Raw genomic sequence first — 18,020 nt, 5'->3', positions numbered from 1 at the left:
TGTGGTCATCATTGTCATCATTACCAGCTCCTGAATTTGGCGGGTGGTTGATACAGGCCGTCGGACCATTCGACCAGGTCGGCGATGCTTTTCGCGGCCAGCAGCGAGCGGTTCGCCGCTCCCCGCTGCACGCCGATATCCTCGGGCAGCGCGATCAGGCCGTCGGCGCGCAGTTTCGCCGTCGTCTTCGGGTCGTGGCGCAGGCCGATGGGCGTCACGCCGGCCACCGCCGCCAGCATGGCCTTGCGTTCGTCGAGCGAGCGGGCCTTGTACAGGTAGGCGATGCCCTCTTCCGTCAGCACGTGGGTGACGTCGTCGCCATAGATCATCACGGGCGCGAGCGGCATGCCGCTGGCCTGGCCCACGGCCACGGCGTCGAGCGATTCGACGATGGTCGGCTGACCGCCGTCCTGGAACGTTTCGACCATCTGCACCACCAGCTTCTTGCCGCGCGCGAGCGGGTCGTCCGTCTCGATCAGGTCCAGCCAGGCGGGCGTCGGATGGCGACGGCCGTGCGGATCGTGGCCCATGTTGGGCGCGCCGCCGAAACCGGCCAGGCGGCCGTTGGTGACGGTGGACGAATTGCCCAGGCCATCCATCTGCAGGGTGGCGCCGATGAACAGGTCGACCGCATACTGGCCCGCCAGCTGGCACAGGGCGCGGTTCGAGCGCATGGAGCCGTCGCGGCCCGTGAAGAACACGTCGGGCCGGGCGGCCGCATAGCCTTCCATGCCCAGCTCCGCGCCGAAGCAGTGCACGCTCTCGACCCAGCCCGTCTCGATGGCGGGAATCAGGGTGGGATGCGGGTTGAGCACCCAGTTGCGGCAAATCTTGCCCTTCAAGCCCAGCTGCTCGCCATAGGTGGGCAAAATCAGTTCGATGGCGGCCGTATTGAAACCGATGCCGTGATTGAGCGACTGCACCTGGTGTTTTTCATACACGCCGCGGATCGCCATCATGGCCATCAGCACGTGCACGGGCTTGATGACGCGCGGGTCGCGGGTAAACAAGGGTTCGATGAAGAACGGCTTGTCGGACTGCACGACGAAATCGATCCACGAGCCGGGCACATCGACCCGGGGCAAGTCGCTCACGTCGTCGACGATCTGGTTCACCTGGGCGATGACGATGCCGTCGCGAAAGGCGGCCGATTCGACCAGGGTGGGCGTGTCCTCGGTGCTGGGGCCCGTGTACAGATTGCCCTGGCGGTCGGCCATGTAGCCGGCCACCATGACGACGTTGGGCGTCAGGTCGACGAACAGGCGCGCATACAGCTCGATATACGTGTGGATGGCACCCACTTCCAGCAAGCCATCCTGCAGGAATTGCGCGATGCGCAGGCTTTGCGTGCCGGCAAACGAAAAATCGAGCTTGCGGGCGATGCCCCGCTCGAACAAGTCCAGGTGCTCGGGCAGGCTGACGCTGGGCATGATCAGGTGCAGATGGTGGATCTTGTCGGGGTTGACCTGGGTCAACATGCGGGCGAGAAAGTCGGCTTGCTTCTGGTTATTTCCTTCAAGAACGACGCGGTCGCCCGGCGCAAGCAGCGCTTCGAGCACGGCGACCATGTCGCCCTGTTGCAGCACGGGGCCGCTCGCGTACTGGCGCACGGCTTCCAGGCGGCGGCGCTTCTCGGTGCGCCGCGTGTCCCATTGTTTTTGCCGCTGCGCTGGCGCTGCTGTGGCGGTTGACATCTTGCCTCCGGAATGAGCTATCGAACCCCGACGATAGAACGAAAGCGCAACCGCGACAATCAACCTGCTACCATGTTCATTACCCTGAAGTTAATGAACTGCCATAAAAGAGGCTAGCCATGGCCATCAACGAAGAAATCACCTTGAAAAAGCTGGAAGTGTTTCTCAGCTTTATGGAATTGAACAACCTGGCGCGGGTGGCCGATGCGCTGGGCCAGAGCACCGTCAGCGTGCACCGCGCCCTGCATTCGCTGGAAGACGGCTTGCGCTGCCCCCTGTTCAAGCGCGAGGGCCGCAGCCTGATCCCCCTGCATGCGGCCTACACCTTTGCCGAATCGGCGCGGCGCGCGCTGGCCGAGTGCGAGGAAGGCGTGCGCAAGGTGCGCGAAATGTCGGGCATCAACCCCGTGCGCCTGAAGATCGGCTCGCTGTATTCCTTGACCCTGCACTGCATCCCGCAACTGGTGATCGCCCTGAAGCTGCGCCGGCCGGGCCTGGACATCGACCTGACTCTGGGCTCGAACCGCGACCTGCTGCAAAGCCTGGCCGATGGCAGGCTGGACGCCATCATCGTCGGCGTCCAGGAAGACGAACAGCATGCGGGCCTGGTGGCCGTGCCCCTGTTCCAGGACGACATCTTCCTGGCCGCGCCGCTGGCCTCACCCTATGCCGGGGCCGCTTCCGTGGACTTGCAGCAGTTGCGCGACGACAAATTCGTCACGCTCAACGAGGGATTCGTCACCTCGCAAAGCTTCAACCATGCATTCGAGCTGGCGGGATTTGTGCCCGACACGGCCATGCGCGTGGGCGACATCTTCTCCCTGATCAACCTGGTGAGCGGCGGCATCGGCTACAGCCTGCTGCCCGGCAGAGTGCGCGCCTTCAGCTCGCGCATCGAACTGCTGCCCCTGGACGCCCGCTACGGCTCGCACCAGCAGATTACCCTGCTGATGCTGAGCAGCCGCGAGCGCGACCCGAATCTGCTGGCGCTGGCGGCGGAATGCAGGTTGTATGGGCGTAGAGACGAGGTCGGTAATTGAAAAGTCGTTATATTAACTGACTACCAATTCACCAGCAGAAAATTAATTACTTTTCAATATTCTGAGGATACTGATTTTAATGCATATGCACACAGACACGGTTTACGGGAAAAAAATTAAAGCTCAGGGACGTCGCTTCCTCAGCACATACGACATTTCCGGGATAACTATAGAAAAATGGAAATTTGAAAATTGCGCATTCGGATATAACAGTATTCCATTTTCAAAAAAACGTGATTCGATCAGGAATAGTGAACTAATCGACTGCAAGCTATCCAAATGCCTGATGGGGCCGGCAGAGATACACACCACTCGAATATGCGATCTTTCAGGCGACATGTTAATTTGCTGGGGTACCCTCTTCGATCAAGTTGTGCTTGAAGGAAAAATAAGCCCATTAATTTTGCACGGCCTTCCAAATTCAAATCCCGATGTAACTATTAAAGAAGCGCATCATTCGAAAGCAAAGAATTTTTACGCAGTCGTCCCATGGGCTCTGGACATTTCAGAAGCGAAATTTGAGGATTTTTCGATTCGTACGGGAGCTATCCCTTTGTCGCTGGTGCGCCGAGACATAAATAGTCAGTTTCTGGTAAGAAACGTTGAAGAACGATTATCGCGCTCGAATATTGATGCGTTACCTGTATCTCGCTACACAAAGGTTGTACTTGAAATAATGACTGATGAAGGTTTGGATGAAACGCTACTTGTGGCACCAAAACTAGATAAGCCCCTTTATAGTCAGGTGTTACATGACGCAGAGGTTTTGGCAAAAAACGGGTTACTTGTTTAAGCACCAATGTTCACATAGTCACTTTAATAAATGAATCCGGCTGCGTTCCTTCATCTTTTGAGATGACGACGGAGATAGGCTGCACCTTGTCTTGGTCAAGCTAATCCCATCGCCAATTCTTCCACTATTAAATCGCGCTATCCCACGGCGCCGACAACCTCACCGCACAATTGATGAGACCCACCATCGAATACGTCTGCGGGAAATTCCCCCACATCTCCCCCGTCACGGGATGCGTATCTTCCGACAGCAAACCCAGGTGGTTGCGCGCCAGCAGCATGGTCTCGAAAATCTTGCGGGCCTCGTCTTTCCTGCCGATGCGCGCCAGGGCGTCGATGCGCCAGAAGGTGCAGATGTTGAAGGCTGTTTCCGGTTTGCCGAAGTCGTCGGGCGCTTCGTAGCGGCGCATGTAGGGGCCGTCGCACAAGGATGCCTCCAGCGCGTCGACTGTCGCGATGAAACGGGGGTCCATGGGGTCGATGAAGTTGACTTCCGCCATCAAGAGCACGGAGGCGTCCAGGTCGCGTCCGCCCAGGCTTTCCGCGAAGGCTAGGCGCTCCTCGCTCCACGCTTCGCGCAGCAGGCGTTCGCGGATCAGCACGGCGCGACTGTTCCAGTGGTCGGCGCGGTCGTCCAAGCCCAGCTTGTGCGCGACCTTGGCCAGGCGGTCGCAGGCGGCCCAGCTCATCAGCATCGACGAGGTGTGGACCCTCGCCCGCGTGCGCAGCTCCCACATGCCCGCGTCCGGCTCCGCGTGCAATCTGAATGCCTGGTCGCCCACGGCTTCCAGCGCGGCAAACTCGGCTTTTCCCGCCCGGTGGAACAATCGGTGGTCGAGGAAGGCCTGCGCCGCGCCTAATACAATGTTGCCGTAGACATCGTGCTGGAAGTGTTCCTGCGCCTGGTTGCCGACGCGCACGGGGCCGTTGCCCCGGTAGCCGGGCAAGTGGTCGAGCATGGATTCGGGCAACTGCTCTTCCAGGCCGATGCCGTACAGGGGCTGGATGTGGCCGCCCTTCGAGCGGGCGACGATATTCGTCAGCCAGCGCAGATATTCCTCCATGGTGCCCACTTCCGACAGGCTGTTCAATGCCCGCACGACAAAGAAGGCGTCGCGCAGCCAGCAATAGCGGTAATCCCAGTTGCGGCTGCTGCCGGGCGCTTCCGGGATGCTGGTGGTCATGGCGGCGATGATGGCGCCCGTATCTTCATATAAAGACAGTTTTAATGTGATGGCGGCGCGGATCACCACGTCCTGCCATTCCAGGGGCACGGCCAGGCGCCGCGTGTAGGTGCGCCAATAATTGATGGTTTCCTTTTCGAAGATGCGCGCCGTTTCGTCGATGCCGCCGGCCAGGGTTTCATCAGGCCCCAGCAGGAAGTTGGCCGTGCCGCCCAGCACGAAATACGTTTCGCTCAGTACATAGTTGAGCGACACATCGGTGTTCAGGCGCAAGGTCTGTTCCGGTCCCACGTAGCGGATGTGGTGGCTGCCCTGCGTGATCTGCGGCGCCAGTTTGCCCCAGTCGTAGCGGGGGCGCAGGCGCACGCGGATGCGCACGGCGTGGTCGAGCGGACGGACCCGGCGTATCAGCATCAGCGGGCGGAACATGCGGTCGCGGCTGAGGAATCGGGGCGCGAAATCCGTGATTTCCACGCCGCGCCCCTGCGTATCGTACAGCCGCGTGCGCAGCACGGCCGTATTCGGTTCGTAGACTTGCTCGCTGCGCGCGAAGTTTTCGATGTCGATGGCCCACACGCTGCCGTTTTCAGTGTCGTCCAGCAAGCGGTTGAAGACGGGATCGCCGTCGAAACGGGGCAGGCACGACCAGACGACCTGCCCCGCCTGGTCGATCAGGGCGCTGAAGGCGCAATTGCCCACCACGCCGCAGTTGAGGGACGCTGGCGCGGACGCGCCGCCGGGGGTGTCATCAGCTTGTTCATGGGATATGGTCATCGGCTACTCCTTGAAAGGGGATACGGACGCGGCCAGCAGCGCGGCGCGCAAGGCGCGCGGGCTGGCCAGGCGCAGGGTGGCGGCGCTGGGGCCGCTGCCCACTTTCACGCCCTGCCCGCCTGCTTGTTGAACAAAGGCAAAGCCTGCCTCATCGGTGGTGTCGTCGCCCGCGAACACAGGCCGGCGGCCGGCGAACGGGGTTTCCTGCATGAAGGCGGCGATGGCGCCGCCCTTGTCCGTGGCGGACGGCTTGGCTTCCAGGACCATTTTGCCATGCAATAGCAATACCCCCGGGCACGCTTGCACGGCCGCCGTCATTTCTTGCATGCACAGTTGCTCGAGTTCCGGCGCCAGCCGGTAATGCAGGGCCACGGCGCCCCGCTTGCGTTCCACCAGCAAGCCGGGGTACGTCGCCGCCAGCGCCTGCGCGCGCGCCAGCACGGGCGACACGTCGGGCGTGGCCGCCACGCTGAACGTGCCATCGGCGCCGCGCCGCTCCACGCCATGCACGCCCGCCACCGGCAACACCAATGGCGCCAGCATGGCGTCGATCTGCGCCACGGGACGCCCGGAAATGAGGGCCAGCGCGCCGCCGTGACGTTCGGCCAGCAGCGCCAGCGCCTCAATGACGCCCGCTTCCAGGCGCACGCCGTCGGGCGTGGGCGCCAGGTCGACCAGGGTGCCGTCGAAGTCGAGGAAAACGGCTGTGCCGGGCGTACCCAGCAGTTGCAGCAAGGCTGCGCTGTCGTCAGGGGTCTCGACCATCAGATCATCCCCTTGCGCCGCTTGATGCGGCTGTGGGCATCGATCTTGGTCATGACCTTGTCGCGCTGGCGCAAACGGGCCGCGTCCAGCAGCATGCGCCCGGCCCAGCGGTACACATTGAAATGTTTCACGCGGGCCCGCATGCTCTTCATGCGCTCGCGCTGTTCCACGGGCGGCATCACGAGGGCGCGGTACAGGGCGTCCGCGCCCTGCTCGATGTGATACGGGTTGATGATCAGCGCTTCGTGCAGCTCCCGTGCCGCGCCCGTGAATTGACTTAAAACAAGTACGCCCAGCTCGTCGTCGCGCGCGGCGATGAATTCCTTGGCCACCAGATTCATGCCGTCATGCAAGCTTGTCACCATGCACACTTCCGAGGCGCGGAAATAGCGCTGCAAATCGTCCTGGCCGTGGTGCTCGGCTTTCAGCAGGATGGGCACATAATCTCCGCTGCCGAAACGGCGGTTGATGCGTTCGACCATCTTGCGCACCCTGGCGTCAAAACTTTGATATTCATCAAGCGAAGCGCGGCTGGGGGCGGCGATTTGCACAAAAGTAAAATTGCCCACCATGCCAGGCTGCTGTTCCAGCATGCGCTCGACGGCCTGGAAACGCTCGACGATGCCTTTCGTGTAATCGAGGCGGTCCACGCCGATGCCCAGCAAGTGGTCTTGGGCCACGCCCAGCTCGCTGCGGATCTGTGCGCGGCAGGTGGCCACGTCGGGCTGCGCCGGGTCGTCCTCGGGCCAGGCGATGGAAATCGGGTAATCCTCGACCTGCGTCATCTCGCCGCCATACGAAATGGTCGACGCTTCCGGCTCGATGCGGGTTTCCAGGTAGCGGTCCACCGTTTCGAGGAAATTCTTGCGGTGGAATGGCGTGTGGAAGCCGAGGATGGTGCTGCCCAGCAAGCCGTCGAGGATTTCTTCGCGCCAGGGGCAAATGCCGAACGATTCGGAATTCGGCCAGGGGATATGCCAGAACGTGATGATCGTCGCCTTCGGCAAGGCTTCACGCACCATGCGCGGCAGCAAGGCAAAGTGGTAATCCTGCACCAGCACGACAGGATTGTCCGTCTTCGCTTCGGCGATCACGGCGTCGGCGAAGCGGCGGTTGACCTTCACGTATTGCTCCCAGTCGGACGAGCGGAACACGGGGCGCACGTGGGCAATATGGCACAGCGGCCACATGCCCTCATTGGCGAAACCATAATAATAGCCCTGCTCTTCCTCTTCCGTCAGCCATACGCGGCGCAAGGTATAGCTGGGATTGTCGGGCGGCACGGGAACATGGTCGAGTTTATCCACCGTCTCGCGGTCGGCGGAACCGGCGCCATGCGCGATCCACGTGCCGGAACAGGCGCGCATCACGGCTTCCACGGCCGTCACCAGGCCGCTGGCCGGGCGCTGCACGCGTATGCCGCCGCTGCCATCGTCCGTTTTCGTGTGGATATACGGCTCGCGGTTCGACACGACCAGCACTTGATCTCCCTGCAAATCGGCTTCCAGCAAGGCGCGCAGCTTGTCCGGCGTCCAGTCGGACGACCAGCCGTTGTCGCCCTGGCGTTCCAGATGGTATTCCTGCAGCAATTCGCGCAAATCGCCGATCAGCGGCTGCATTTCCGGCGGCGGCGCGGGCGCGGCGGCGGGAGCGGCGGCGTCCACGGCCCCATTACTTTTCGGTAACAATTCGCCCCGCAGAATATCTTTCACGGCCGACAGCCAGCCGCGCCAGCTCAAATGGGCCACGAACACGGTCATCAGGGAAATCAGTACGGCCAGCACGGCCAGGAAGGCAAAGATGAAACGCTTGGTATCCGTATTGCGGCGCTCGACAAAGCTCATGTCCTGCACCAGCACCAGCCGTCCCAGCTGGGACGCATCCTGCATGACGGGGGTTTCGCTGAGGTGGACTTGGCCTTGCGGCAATTGCGCCAGGGATTTGTACAGGCCGCCCGTGGGAGGCGTGCTCCAGCAGCCGATGGAGCTTGGGTATTGCGCGGACTGGTACAGCAAGTGGCCTGCATTGTCGCAAAAGCCGATGGCGATCAGGCGTTCGTCGCGCGTGGCGCCCTGGAACAGTTCTTTGACGCGCGTGGCGTCTTGCGCTGGCAGGTATTCGGTGAGCGAGGGCCGGAGGGTTCCAGCGAGCAATTCTGCCCGGCTGTCGAGGTCGCGCACATACCAGCGCAGGGTGATGTTGTCGAGCAGGGGTACCACGATATAAGCAAACAATCCCAGCACCAGGGCCAGTGGCAGGATGAAGCGCAAGGACATTCGGAGTGATCGTACTATCATCGTTTTCCTTTGCAAAAACAAAAAGCATGGCAAGTATGACTATGTTTCCACTGCGGCGACGCCCGTTTGCTTTCCGTAGCGAAACGTCAACGTGGCATGGCGCAGCGCAGCAATTTCTTCCAGTATCCACCTTGACGCAGGTCTTATCCGTACGGCAACGCACGCCCCCGTTACGCCATCTGCCCGTAAAATACCGCTTCCGACATCCATTTCACTAAAAACAAGGAGTTTTCGCCTATGGATCTCAGCACGTTCCACTCGCTGATGGGAGGCCCGCTGCGCTCGGCGCTGACCGTGCTCGTTTCCGCCCTGCTCGTCACGGTGGTCGCCATCGGCGTGCACCGGGCCGGCATTGGTTTACTGAAAAGGCTGGCCAATGGCCGCCCGTTCACCACCAACGCCACGCGCGTGGCCTTCCGCGCCAGCCAGCTGTGCGTGATCGTCTTCGGCCTGCGCATGGTGCTGGCCGGCGCGCCCGACGACACGCCGGGCTTGCTGGCCATGTCGCATCTCGCCAGCGTGGCGCTGATCATCGCGCTGACCTGGCTGGCCATGCAATGCATCCAGGCCCTGTCCATCACGATTTCCGAAGTCAACCCCGTCGACGTGGCCGACAACCTGCGCGCGCGCCGCCTGATCACGCAAGCCCGCGTGCTCACGCGCAGCGCGCACGCCATCGTCGTCATCCTGGGCCTGGCCTTCGTGCTGCTGACCTTGCCCGGCGCGCGGCAGATCGGCGCCAGCCTGCTCGCGTCGGCCGGCGTGGCGGGCCTGGTGGCCGGTATCGCCGCCCGTCCCGTGCTCGGCAATTTCATTGCTGGGCTGCAAATTGCGTTTTCGCAACCCATCCGCATCGACGACGTGCTGATCGTCAATGGCGAATGGGGCAAGGTCGAGGAAATCAAGGGCACGTATGTGGTCGTGCGCGTGTGGGACGAGCGCCGCCTGATCGTGCCGCTGCAATGGTTCATAGAAAATCCGTTCGAGAACTGGACGCACAGCTCGTCCACCCTGCTGGGCACGGTGTTCCTGTGGCTCGATTTCAGCATCCCGCTCGAACCGCTGCGCGCGGAACTGACGCGCATCTGCGAGTCCGCCGCGCAATGGGATGGCCGCGTCTGCACCGTGCAGGCGACGGATTCGAACGAGCGGGCCGTGCGCGTGCGCTTCCTCGTCAGTGCGGCAGATTCGGGCCTCGCTTTCGAGCTGCGCTGCATCGTGCGCGAGCAGATGCTGGCCTTTATCACGGCTAATTATCCGCACGGCTTGCCCCGCTTGCGCTCCACGCACGACCCCATCGAGCTGCACGCCATGCAGGCGCAGAACGACAGCGTGTCGCTGTACAAGGCGCAGCACAAGGCTTGAAAAACCTGCGGCGCGCTGCCCTTCCCCGCGCGCCGCTAGAATAAGACGCATGAGCACCACCGCCTGGTTCATCCTGATCGGCTGCCTGATGCTGGCGCGTGGCCTGGGCGCCGACGGCATCGCGCGCCTGCCCTTGACCTCGGCCATGGCTTACCTGGGCGTGGGCCTGCTGCTGGGCCCCATGTTCCTCGGCCTGTTTGCCTTCGACCTGGTGCGGCAGGCGCCCCTGCTGGAAACCCTGACGGAAATCGCCGTCCTCATCTCCCTGTTTTCCGCCGGCGTCAAGATGCCCGTGCCGTTCAGCCTGGCGCGCTGGCTGCCGTCGCTGCGCCTGGCGTGGCTATCGATGGCCATTTCCGTGGCCCTGGTGGCGGCCTTTGCATGCCTGGTGCTGGGCCTGCCCCTGGGCGCGGGCGTGCTGCTGGGCGCCATCCTCGCGCCCACCGATCCCGTGCTGGCCACGGACGTGCAGCTGCGCCATGCGGGCGACAGCGAGCAATTGCGCTTCATCCTGACCAGCGAAGCGGGCATGAACGATGGCAGCGGCTTTCCTTTCGTCATGCTGGGCCTCGGTTTGCTGGGCTTGCATGAGCTGGGTCCCCATGGCGCCACCTGGCTGTGGCGCGATTTGCTCTGGGCCAGCGCGGGCGCCATCGCCCTGGGTGCGGCCGGCGGCGCGCTGCTGGCCTGGCTGGCCTGGCAAGTGCGCGCCAAGGAACCGAAACACGCGATGCTGGACGACCTGGCGGCCCTGGGCTTGATCGCCTGCGTGTACGGCGTGGCCACCTGGCTGCACGCGTGGGGCTTCTTGGCCGTGTTCTTTGCCGGCGTGGCCCTGCGCCAGACGGAACTGCGGCTGGCCGGCGCGCCGAAAGACCGGCAAGGCTTGCTGCAAGCGCGGGAAACCCACGCCGCGTCCGCCGCCAGGCCGCACGACGGCGAGGTGACGCTGACCGTCAGCGGCGAATCGCTCGTCTTCAAGGAACACCTGGAACGCCTGTCCGAACTGACCCTGGTGCTGTTGCTGGGCGGCGCCGTCACGGCCGCCGCCTGGCGCTGGCAGGCGTGGAGCGTGGCGCTGTTCCTGCTGCTGGTGGCGCGCCCGGCCAGCGTGATGCTCGGCTTGCTCGCTTCGGGCACCAGCGTGCGCCTGCGCGGGCTGGCCGCCTGGTTCGGCGTGCGCGGCATCGGCTCGCTGTACTACCTCAGCTATGCCATCGCGCATGGCTTGCCGCGCGGGCTGGCGCGCGACCTGGCCGACATCACCCTGGTCGTCGTCATCCTGTCCATCGTCGCGCACGGCTTAACGGTCAAGCCCCTGCTGGAACGCTATTGGCGCAAATAGGCACCAGTCGGCCCACTTTGTCATTGGTTCAAAGCAATGTTTTGTCAATCGCCCCTATGTCGGGCGGAAATGTTGTTAAGATAATTAAAAATGGCAAAAGAGAGAATCAATGAAACGACGAAGCGTGCTGGGACTGGGCGTCTCACTGGCCCTGCTGCAAACGGGCTGCGCCACCGATCCGGCCAGGCTGGCGTGGGAAACGGAATTTGACGGCTTCATGCGCGATGGACTGGCCCGCACGGAAACGCCGGGCATGGGCGTGGCCGTGGTGCGCGGCGAACAGACCATCTTCGCGCGCGGCTATGGCTGGGCCGACATCCAGGCCGGCAAGAAGGCCGATGCCAGCACGGTGTTCCATGTCGCGTCCGTCAGCAAGCTTGTCACGGCCGCGGCCGTCATGATGCTGCTGGAACAGGGCGCCTTCCAGCTGGACGACAAGGTGGCGGCCTACCTGGACTTCCCGCTCATGCACCCGAAGTTTCCCGACGTGCCCATCACCTTTCGCCATCTGCTCAGCCACACCTCGGGCATTTCCGACGCCGTGTACGAAAAGACGACGGCGTTTGCCGTGCAGGGCGACCCGCGATTACCGCTGCGCGACTTCGTCAAGGGCTATCTGTCGCGCGGCGGCGCCTGGTACGACGCGGATGTGTCGTTTGCGGCACGGCCCGGCACGGAATGGCGCTACAGCAATGTCGGCATCGCCCTGCTCGGCTATCTGGTGGGCCGCTTGAATCCCGATGGCCTCGACGCCTTTACGCACGAGCACCTGTTCGAACCGCTGGGCATGGACCATACGGCGTGGAGCCTGGCCGGCTTGCCGCGGCGCGCCGTCGTCGCCCAGCCGTATGTGCACAAGGAGCCGGGCCTGCAAGTGCTGCCGCCCGTCGGCTATCCGGACTGGCCGGCCGGACTGCTGCGCAGCTCGGCGCATGACTTCGCCCGCTTCCTGGCCATTTTCAGCAATGGCGGCCGGGTCGATGGCCACCGCTACCTGCAGGACGCCACCCTGCAACTGTTTTTCGCCCCGCAAGCGGCCCCCGTCGTGCCCGCCGATTCATCCGTGCGCCAGGCCTTGGTGTGGCTGCTGCGCGACGTCGACGGCAAGCCGCTGGCCACGCACAGCGGCGGCGACCCGGGCGCCGCGTCCGTCGTCTGCGTCGACCGTGCCAGCAAGACGGCCGTGCTGGCCTTTGCCAACGTCAGCGCGGACAAGGAATTTCGTTCATTCCAGAAAGAAGTCGTGCTGCGCCTGCTGGCCCATGGCGGCAGCGGCGCGCCGGCGGCAAAGAAAGCCTAGGCGCCGAACCAGCCGCGCAGTTTCTCGGCGGCCCGTTCCTTGACGTCGGCCGTGATGTAGGTGGCGACCGTGGCGACGGCCGCCGCCAGCACGGCCAGGTCATCCGCATAGCCGACGACGGGCGTGATGTCGGGAATCGCGTCGATGGGCGAAATGAAATAGCCGAGCGCGCCGTAGATGGCCGTCTTGGCCCACAGGGGGGTGTTCGGCTGCTGCGCCGCGTAGTACAGCCACAGGGCTTTTTCGATGACTTCGCGCCCCGCCGTCCTGGCAAACTTGACGACCTTGTCCCAGAAGCTGTCATCCGTGTATTTCTTTTCATACTGCTTGTCGGCCTGGGGGGCGTGGTCTTCTTCCAGATTCTTTTTTCTGCCAAACATCTGCTGCTCCTGTCTGCCGCGCACGGCGTTACGAATGCGCACCTTAGCATAACGGCGCGCCGGGCGCGCGGCGTGCAAGGTAAGCTAGCGTCATGGAAATATCCGCCACCACCACGGCCCGCGCCGCCGGCCTGCGCTACACGGGCGACCACCAGCGCGGCATCGCCCGCCTGGGCAAGCCCGGCAAATTCCGCTACCGCGACGGGGACGGCCAGTTCCTGCGCGATGCCGCCGCCTTGACGCGCATCAAGGCACTGGCCATACCGCCCGCCTGGACGGACGTGTGGATCTGCCCGCACGCGACGGGACACCTGCAGGCGACGGGGCGCGATGCGCGGGGCCGCAAGCAATACCGCTACCATGCGCGCTGGCGCCAGGTGCGCGATGAAGTGAAGTACGAGCGCATGCTCAGCTTTGGCCGCGCCCTGCCCGCCATCCGCGCCGCCGTCGCGCGCGGCATGCAGCTGCCCGGCTTGCCCCGTGAAAAAGTGCTGGCCACCATCGTGCACTTGCTGGAATTGACGATGATGCGCATCGGCAACGAAGAATATGCGCGCACCAATAAATCATTTGGCCTGACGACCCTGCGCACGCGCCACGTGCAGCTCGACGGCAGCGCCGTGGCCTTCCGCTTCAAGGGCAAGAGCGGCGTGCGCCACGATATCCGCCTGAGCGACCGGCGCCTGGCCAGGGTGCTGCAGCGCATGCGCGAGCTACCGGGGCAGGAACTGTTTCAATATATCGATGAAGATGGCGCGCGCCACGGCGTCGATTCGGGCGACGTCAACGATTACCTGCGCGAAGTGACGGGCGAAGACTACACGGCCAAGGATTTCCGCACCTGGTCCGGCACCCTACTGGCCGCGCTGGCCCTGCAGGCGTTCGAACAGGTTGATTCCGAGGCGCAAGCGAAGAAAAACATCGTGCAGGCGATCGAGTCGGTGGCAAAAAAACTGGGCAACACGCCGACGATCTGCCGCAAGTGCTATGTGCACCCGGCCGTGCTGGAATCGTATCTGGATGGCAGCTTATGGGAAGGCATGCGCGCGCGGGCGCGGCAGCAATTACAGGATGGCTTACAGGCGCTGGCGCCGGAAGAAGCGGCCGTGCTGGCCTTGCTGCAGCAGCGGCTGCAGGCCTGACCCCATCAAGCCTGGCGGGCCGGCTGGGGCTGGCACTGGGCCGACAGTGTGAGGGCGTCGCTGCGGCAGACGGGCAAGGCGCCGTGGCCTGCATCGCGCGCCACGGGCGCCGGGGCGGCATCGTCCGTCCGCGCCTCGTCCGTATTCATCAAGGTGGCCGCCAGGGTCGAGAAAGTAAACAGGCAGATCAGCAGGAACGGCTTGTTCACGTGGATGGACTGGACTGGCTTTTGCATCGCATACTCCGTCGGACTGGTTGGCTGTTGCAGCATGAACATCATCATCGCGTGTTTCCGCAAGGCATACAATCAGACAGTTTCGACAAGATAAGTAGGATAGCGCTGACAGGCTCAGCCATAAAAATCCGTGTCGGCGGATTTGACACCGGCGCCACCCCGCCTCAACCAAGCCCTTGTTTTTACAGCATATTTTGTACGGGAACGCTTCCTGCTTGACCTCTTGCCTGGGCACGCTTGGCGCCAGTCAACGGGGGAACGATCATGGGTTTTATCAAACAGGCGCTGCTGGCGCTGCTGCTGTGCGCCATGTCCGCCGCGCACGCCACCCACATCGGCTACACGGCAACCGCGCTGGGTGGCACGCAGTGGCGCTACGACTATACCGTCAGCAATACCACCCTGGGCGTGCCCATCGGGGAATTCACCTTGTTCTTCAACGTGGGCCAGTACGCCAACCTGCACAACGTTTCCACGGCGCCCGGCTGGGACGTGCTGCTGGTGCAGCCCGATCCCGCCATCCCCGCCAGCGGCTACCTCGACGCGCTGGCGCTGGCCGGCGGCATCAATCCCGGCGCCACGGCCACGGGCTTTTCCGTCACCTTCGACTACCTGGGCGCGGGCAGCCCCGGCGCCCAGCCGTTTTCCATCCTCGACCCCGTTTCCTTCATCGAACTCGACTCCGGCAGCACGCAGCCGGCCGCCATCACCCTGCCCTCCACGCCCTGGCTGCTGCTGGCCGGCGTGCTGGCCATGCTGTGCCTGCGGCGCCGGCAGCTGGCCGCCGCCGCGCTGGCCTCATTGCTGGCGCTGAGCCTGTGCGCGTGCGGCGGTTCGAACGATCCGACGCAGCCGCCTACGCCGAAAGTCATGCTGGCGGCGGATGCGGATACGCTGGGGCCGGACACGGCTGCGCCTCTGGAGGCCAGCGCGGACGCCGGCCAGGCTGCCGGCCCCTTCACGGTGACGGCACTGCGCAAGGTGGGCGAACAGCGCATCAACCGCCGCATCTACGAATACACGTTCCGCATCAGCATCCGCAACAATGGCAGCGAAGCGGCAAGCAACGTGCGCGCCGTCCTGGCCAGCGTGCCCGCCGGCGCCAGCATCGTGGACGACAGCGTGCTGGCCGGCGGCATGGACGCGGGCGCGACGGTCACTCCCGACGACACCATCACCCTGCGCATCGACCGCACGCGTCCATTCGAGCTTGGCGGCCTGGCGTGGAACATCACGTCCGGCGCCAGCGTGGCGCTCGACCCCGTGCGACCGGCACAGGTGGTCAGCCTGCCGCTGGCCGAACTGGGCTTTCCCGCCGGCGCCGACAAGGTCGCGGTCAGCGGCGCCGTGACGGACGTGCTGCTGAAAGATGGCAGCCTGCGCTTTTCCACCCCGGGCGACACGGGCGAAGACCAGCACGCGCAGTTTTTTGTCACCAAGGGCAACATCGTCACCACCCTCGAGCTGCTGATCCAGAGCGAGCTGCCGACCGCCCTGCAAGTGTATGTCGAGCCGCTCGAGAACGGCTCGCTGCCGCCCGCGCCGCCGAAGCTGGCCATCGGCGGCCTGGGGCAGAACAATACGCTGCAGCCCGGCGGCCTCTCCTTCCGCCTCGAGGGCGTGGCGCCGATGAACCTGCGCAACGACAGCGGCGGCTTCCTGGCGGCGCAGAGCGGCGCGACGGTGGCCATCCATTCCTACTGGGTCTTTCATGCGGACACGGGCAGCTTCAGCATCAGCGCCACGGCCATGCAGCAACTGCTGAACGTGCTGCCGGCCGGCGCGCTGCAGCTGCACCTGAATTTTGTCACGCAGGATGGCGAATTTGCCGTGTCGTACGCGCTCACCGTCATCAAGGCCGCCACCGTGCTGCAGGGCCAGATGCGCACGCCGGCAGGCGGCAACGCCAGCGGCCTGGCCGGCAAGAAAATCTTGCTCACTGGCTATAACTTCCACCTGCGCCGCGTGGCCGTGATCGACGCAGCGGGCGCCTTCCATTTCGACGGCGTCATTCCCGACACCTACCAGCTGACCCTGAACGACCTCGACCATCCGAATGTCGTCGGCATCAGCACGGCCATCTTCCCCACCAGCACCATCGTCAACGTCAACATCACCTACCCGTATGCCGCCGGCCCCGGCTTGCAGGCGGCGACGGCGCCATGGACCGCCGCAGCCGTGACGCAGGATGGCGCCGCGCCGCCGGTGCGGCAAGCGGCGCAGGCCATGGCCGCGCCGGCGCCGGCCACGCCGCAGGACGAGGACAACACCCAGTCCTTCACCGCCACGGCCGGCCCGCAAAACCAGACCGTCGTGCGTCCCTTCAGCTACACGGTACCGAAAGGCACGCAGGACGTGGGCGTAAAAATCACCGTCAGGACGGCGGAATATCCCACCTACACGACCCAGCAAAGCCAGTACAACGACACCTGGTCCTACGTCGTGGTCGGCTTGCCGGGCGTCGACCTGGCAAGCATGGGCGCCGTCAACCAGTCGCACTTCACGCAGGGTACTACCGTCAGGACGGAATGCGTGGATGTCAGCCAGCAAACCAGGGCGGGGCCGCTCGTCATCACGGGCGCCGTCAGCGCCACGAATATCGGCGACAGCCTGCTGGCCACGCTCACCACGGTGGAACTGAGCCTGGCCTGCAAGGGCTTGAAGATCACGCGGGCGCGCTTGTTCCCCATCAATGCGGACCTGCATCCCGTGCTGCAGCCGCGCAATCTCACGCACAACCTCCCCGGCCCCTACGTGTCCGTGCCGCAGAACACGCCCGACCGGCACACCATCTCCCTGGAAGTGCGCTATTCGCCGGAGCGGGTCAACTTGACCGAAGTGAATATCGGCATGTCGGCCGATGGCGCCAACCCCGCCTTCAGCACGGTCAATCTGCTCGACCAGGCCAACATCCGCGGCAAGGACAGGATCACCTTCCCGCGCCTGAAGCTGCCCGACTTCCCGGGGCCGAAAATCGACAGGAAAGCCGTGCTCACCGTCCGCATGAAGGGACGCGTCGGCAATGCCAACGCCGTGTCGGACCCCGCGGAAGGGGGGCAGGTGGAGCTCAAGGGCGACACGGCGTTCATCCCGCTGTATCTTGCCCACAACGAAGCGGCGCTGGCGAAGCGGCGCTACGGGCCGCGCGATGACGGCGGCGACTCGTGGGCCACGCGCCTGACCATCGCCTGGCTGGCGGGAAAACCCTACCGTTTCAACGATATCAGCGGCCAGCACGTGACACAGGAGGCGTCAGGCCGCTCCATCCTCGACCACGACGGCCACAGCGATGGGCAGCAGATCGACATGCGCTACGCGGATGGCGCGGGCGGCTACTCGGACGAGCTGGGCGGCCTGGGCAATGGCGCCGCCATTTTGCAGCTGATCAACGATGCGGAAGCGGAAGTGGCGGCCGGCTTGCCGAAAAAGCCGAAACTGGCCAGGCTGGGCGCGTGGATCACGGCCAACCGGGCCATGCTGACCCTGGAAGCGGGCGCCGCCAGCACGCGCGTCGTCTACATCGGCCACCGCTTCATCAAGCTGGCCCTCATCGACGGCTGTTTCGCCAGCCCGCCGCACGCGCGGATACCGGGCGTGCCGGTGTGGACCAAACCCCTCAAGGTGAGCATCGACCCGTCCCACTTGCACCACTGGCATCTGAGCATGACGGCCCATCCTTGAACAGCCGAGCTGCGGCCCGGACGTG

General features: G+C 64.1%; 13 protein-coding genes. 7 read left to right on the top strand and 6 right to left on the bottom strand.

Annotated features, from left to right (window positions below):
* Window positions 1-20: 20 nt before the first annotated feature.
* Window positions 21-1,694, bottom strand: a complete 1,674-nt coding sequence (gene mdcA, locus O3299_RS05650; RefSeq protein WP_099664183.1) for a malonate decarboxylase subunit alpha — start codon at window positions 1,692-1,694, stop codon at window positions 21-23.
* Window positions 1,695-1,813: 119 nt separating this feature from the next.
* Here mdcA and O3299_RS05645 point away from each other — a divergent pair, with 119 nt between their 5' ends.
* Window positions 1,814-2,734 carry a LysR family transcriptional regulator gene (locus O3299_RS05645; protein ID WP_305061726.1) on the top strand — a complete coding sequence of 307 codons (921 nt, stop codon included), beginning with the start codon at window positions 1,814-1,816 and terminating at the stop codon, window positions 2,732-2,734.
* A 79-nt stretch (window positions 2,735-2,813) separates the two neighbouring features.
* Window positions 2,814-3,527 carry a hypothetical protein gene (locus tag O3299_RS05640; RefSeq protein WP_251348955.1) on the top strand — a complete coding sequence of 238 codons (714 nt, stop codon included), beginning with the start codon at window positions 2,814-2,816 and terminating at the stop codon, window positions 3,525-3,527.
* Between the two features lie 127 nt (window positions 3,528-3,654).
* On the opposite strand, the gene O3299_RS05635 is transcribed toward O3299_RS05640, so the two are convergent.
* The 3 genes from O3299_RS05635 to O3299_RS05625 are packed head-to-tail and all read right to left on the bottom strand — an operon-like array spanning window position 3,655 to window position 8,525.
* Window positions 3,655-5,484, bottom strand: coding sequence for a glycoside hydrolase family 15 protein (locus O3299_RS05635; protein ID WP_305061725.1), 1,830 nt, complete (start codon window positions 5,482-5,484; stop codon window positions 3,655-3,657).
* Between the two features lie 3 nt (window positions 5,485-5,487).
* Window positions 5,488-6,249 (bottom strand): trehalose-phosphatase, encoded by a 762-nt coding sequence (otsB, locus tag O3299_RS05630; protein WP_305061724.1) that lies wholly within the window; start codon window positions 6,247-6,249, stop codon window positions 5,488-5,490.
* The gene (locus O3299_RS05625) at window positions 6,249-8,525 is read right to left on the bottom strand and encodes a trehalose-6-phosphate synthase (RefSeq protein WP_305061723.1); all 2,277 of its coding nucleotides are present in this window, start codon (window positions 8,523-8,525) and stop codon (window positions 6,249-6,251) included. Before O3299_RS05625 ends, otsB begins: the two co-directional genes overlap by 1 nt.
* A gap of 258 nt (window positions 8,526-8,783) precedes the next feature.
* Between O3299_RS05625 and O3299_RS05620 the strand changes: the two genes are divergently transcribed.
* The 3 genes from O3299_RS05620 (at window position 8,784) to O3299_RS05610 (ending at window position 12,556) form a co-directional block, all read left to right on the top strand.
* Window positions 8,784-9,911 (top strand): mechanosensitive ion channel family protein, encoded by a 1,128-nt coding sequence (locus tag O3299_RS05620; RefSeq protein ID WP_305051779.1) that lies wholly within the window; start codon window positions 8,784-8,786, stop codon window positions 9,909-9,911.
* A gap of 49 nt (window positions 9,912-9,960) precedes the next feature.
* On the top strand, window positions 9,961-11,256 hold the full coding sequence (locus tag O3299_RS05615; RefSeq protein ID WP_305061722.1) for a sodium:proton antiporter: 1,296 nt from the start codon (window positions 9,961-9,963) through the stop codon (window positions 11,254-11,256).
* Window positions 11,257-11,365: 109 nt separating this feature from the next.
* A complete protein-coding gene (locus O3299_RS05610; RefSeq protein WP_305061721.1) occupies window positions 11,366-12,556 on the top strand; it encodes a serine hydrolase in 1,191 nt (396 codons plus the stop codon).
* Here O3299_RS05610 and O3299_RS05605 read toward each other — a convergent pair.
* The gene (locus O3299_RS05605) at window positions 12,553-12,936 is read right to left on the bottom strand and encodes a YkvA family protein (protein WP_305051776.1); all 384 of its coding nucleotides are present in this window, start codon (window positions 12,934-12,936) and stop codon (window positions 12,553-12,555) included. The two genes, O3299_RS05610 and O3299_RS05605, sit on opposite strands and share 4 nt — an antisense overlap.
* Before the next feature lie 92 nt (window positions 12,937-13,028).
* Between O3299_RS05605 and O3299_RS05600 the strand changes: the two genes are divergently transcribed.
* The gene (locus O3299_RS05600; RefSeq protein ID WP_305061720.1) at window positions 13,029-14,078 is read left to right on the top strand and encodes a DNA topoisomerase IB; all 1,050 of its coding nucleotides are present in this window, start codon (window positions 13,029-13,031) and stop codon (window positions 14,076-14,078) included.
* Between the two features lie 5 nt (window positions 14,079-14,083).
* Here O3299_RS05600 and O3299_RS05595 read toward each other — a convergent pair whose 3' ends face one another.
* Window positions 14,084-14,314, bottom strand: coding sequence for a hypothetical protein (locus O3299_RS05595; RefSeq protein WP_305051774.1), 231 nt, complete (start codon window positions 14,312-14,314; stop codon window positions 14,084-14,086).
* A gap of 264 nt (window positions 14,315-14,578) precedes the next feature.
* Here O3299_RS05595 and O3299_RS05590 point away from each other — a divergent pair, with 264 nt between their 5' ends.
* Window positions 14,579-17,995 carry a hypothetical protein gene (locus tag O3299_RS05590; RefSeq protein ID WP_305061719.1) on the top strand — a complete coding sequence of 1,139 codons (3,417 nt, stop codon included), beginning with the start codon at window positions 14,579-14,581 and terminating at the stop codon, window positions 17,993-17,995.
* Window positions 17,996-18,020 lie beyond the last annotated feature (25 nt).

It is taken from the genome of Janthinobacterium sp. SUN176 (genome assembly GCF_030587335.1).
GTDB lineage: Bacteria > Pseudomonadota > Gammaproteobacteria > Burkholderiales > Burkholderiaceae_D > Janthinobacterium > Janthinobacterium kumbetense.
The sequence above is the reverse complement of the archived record's forward strand: the minus strand, read 5'-3'. Positions and strand labels throughout refer to the sequence as shown.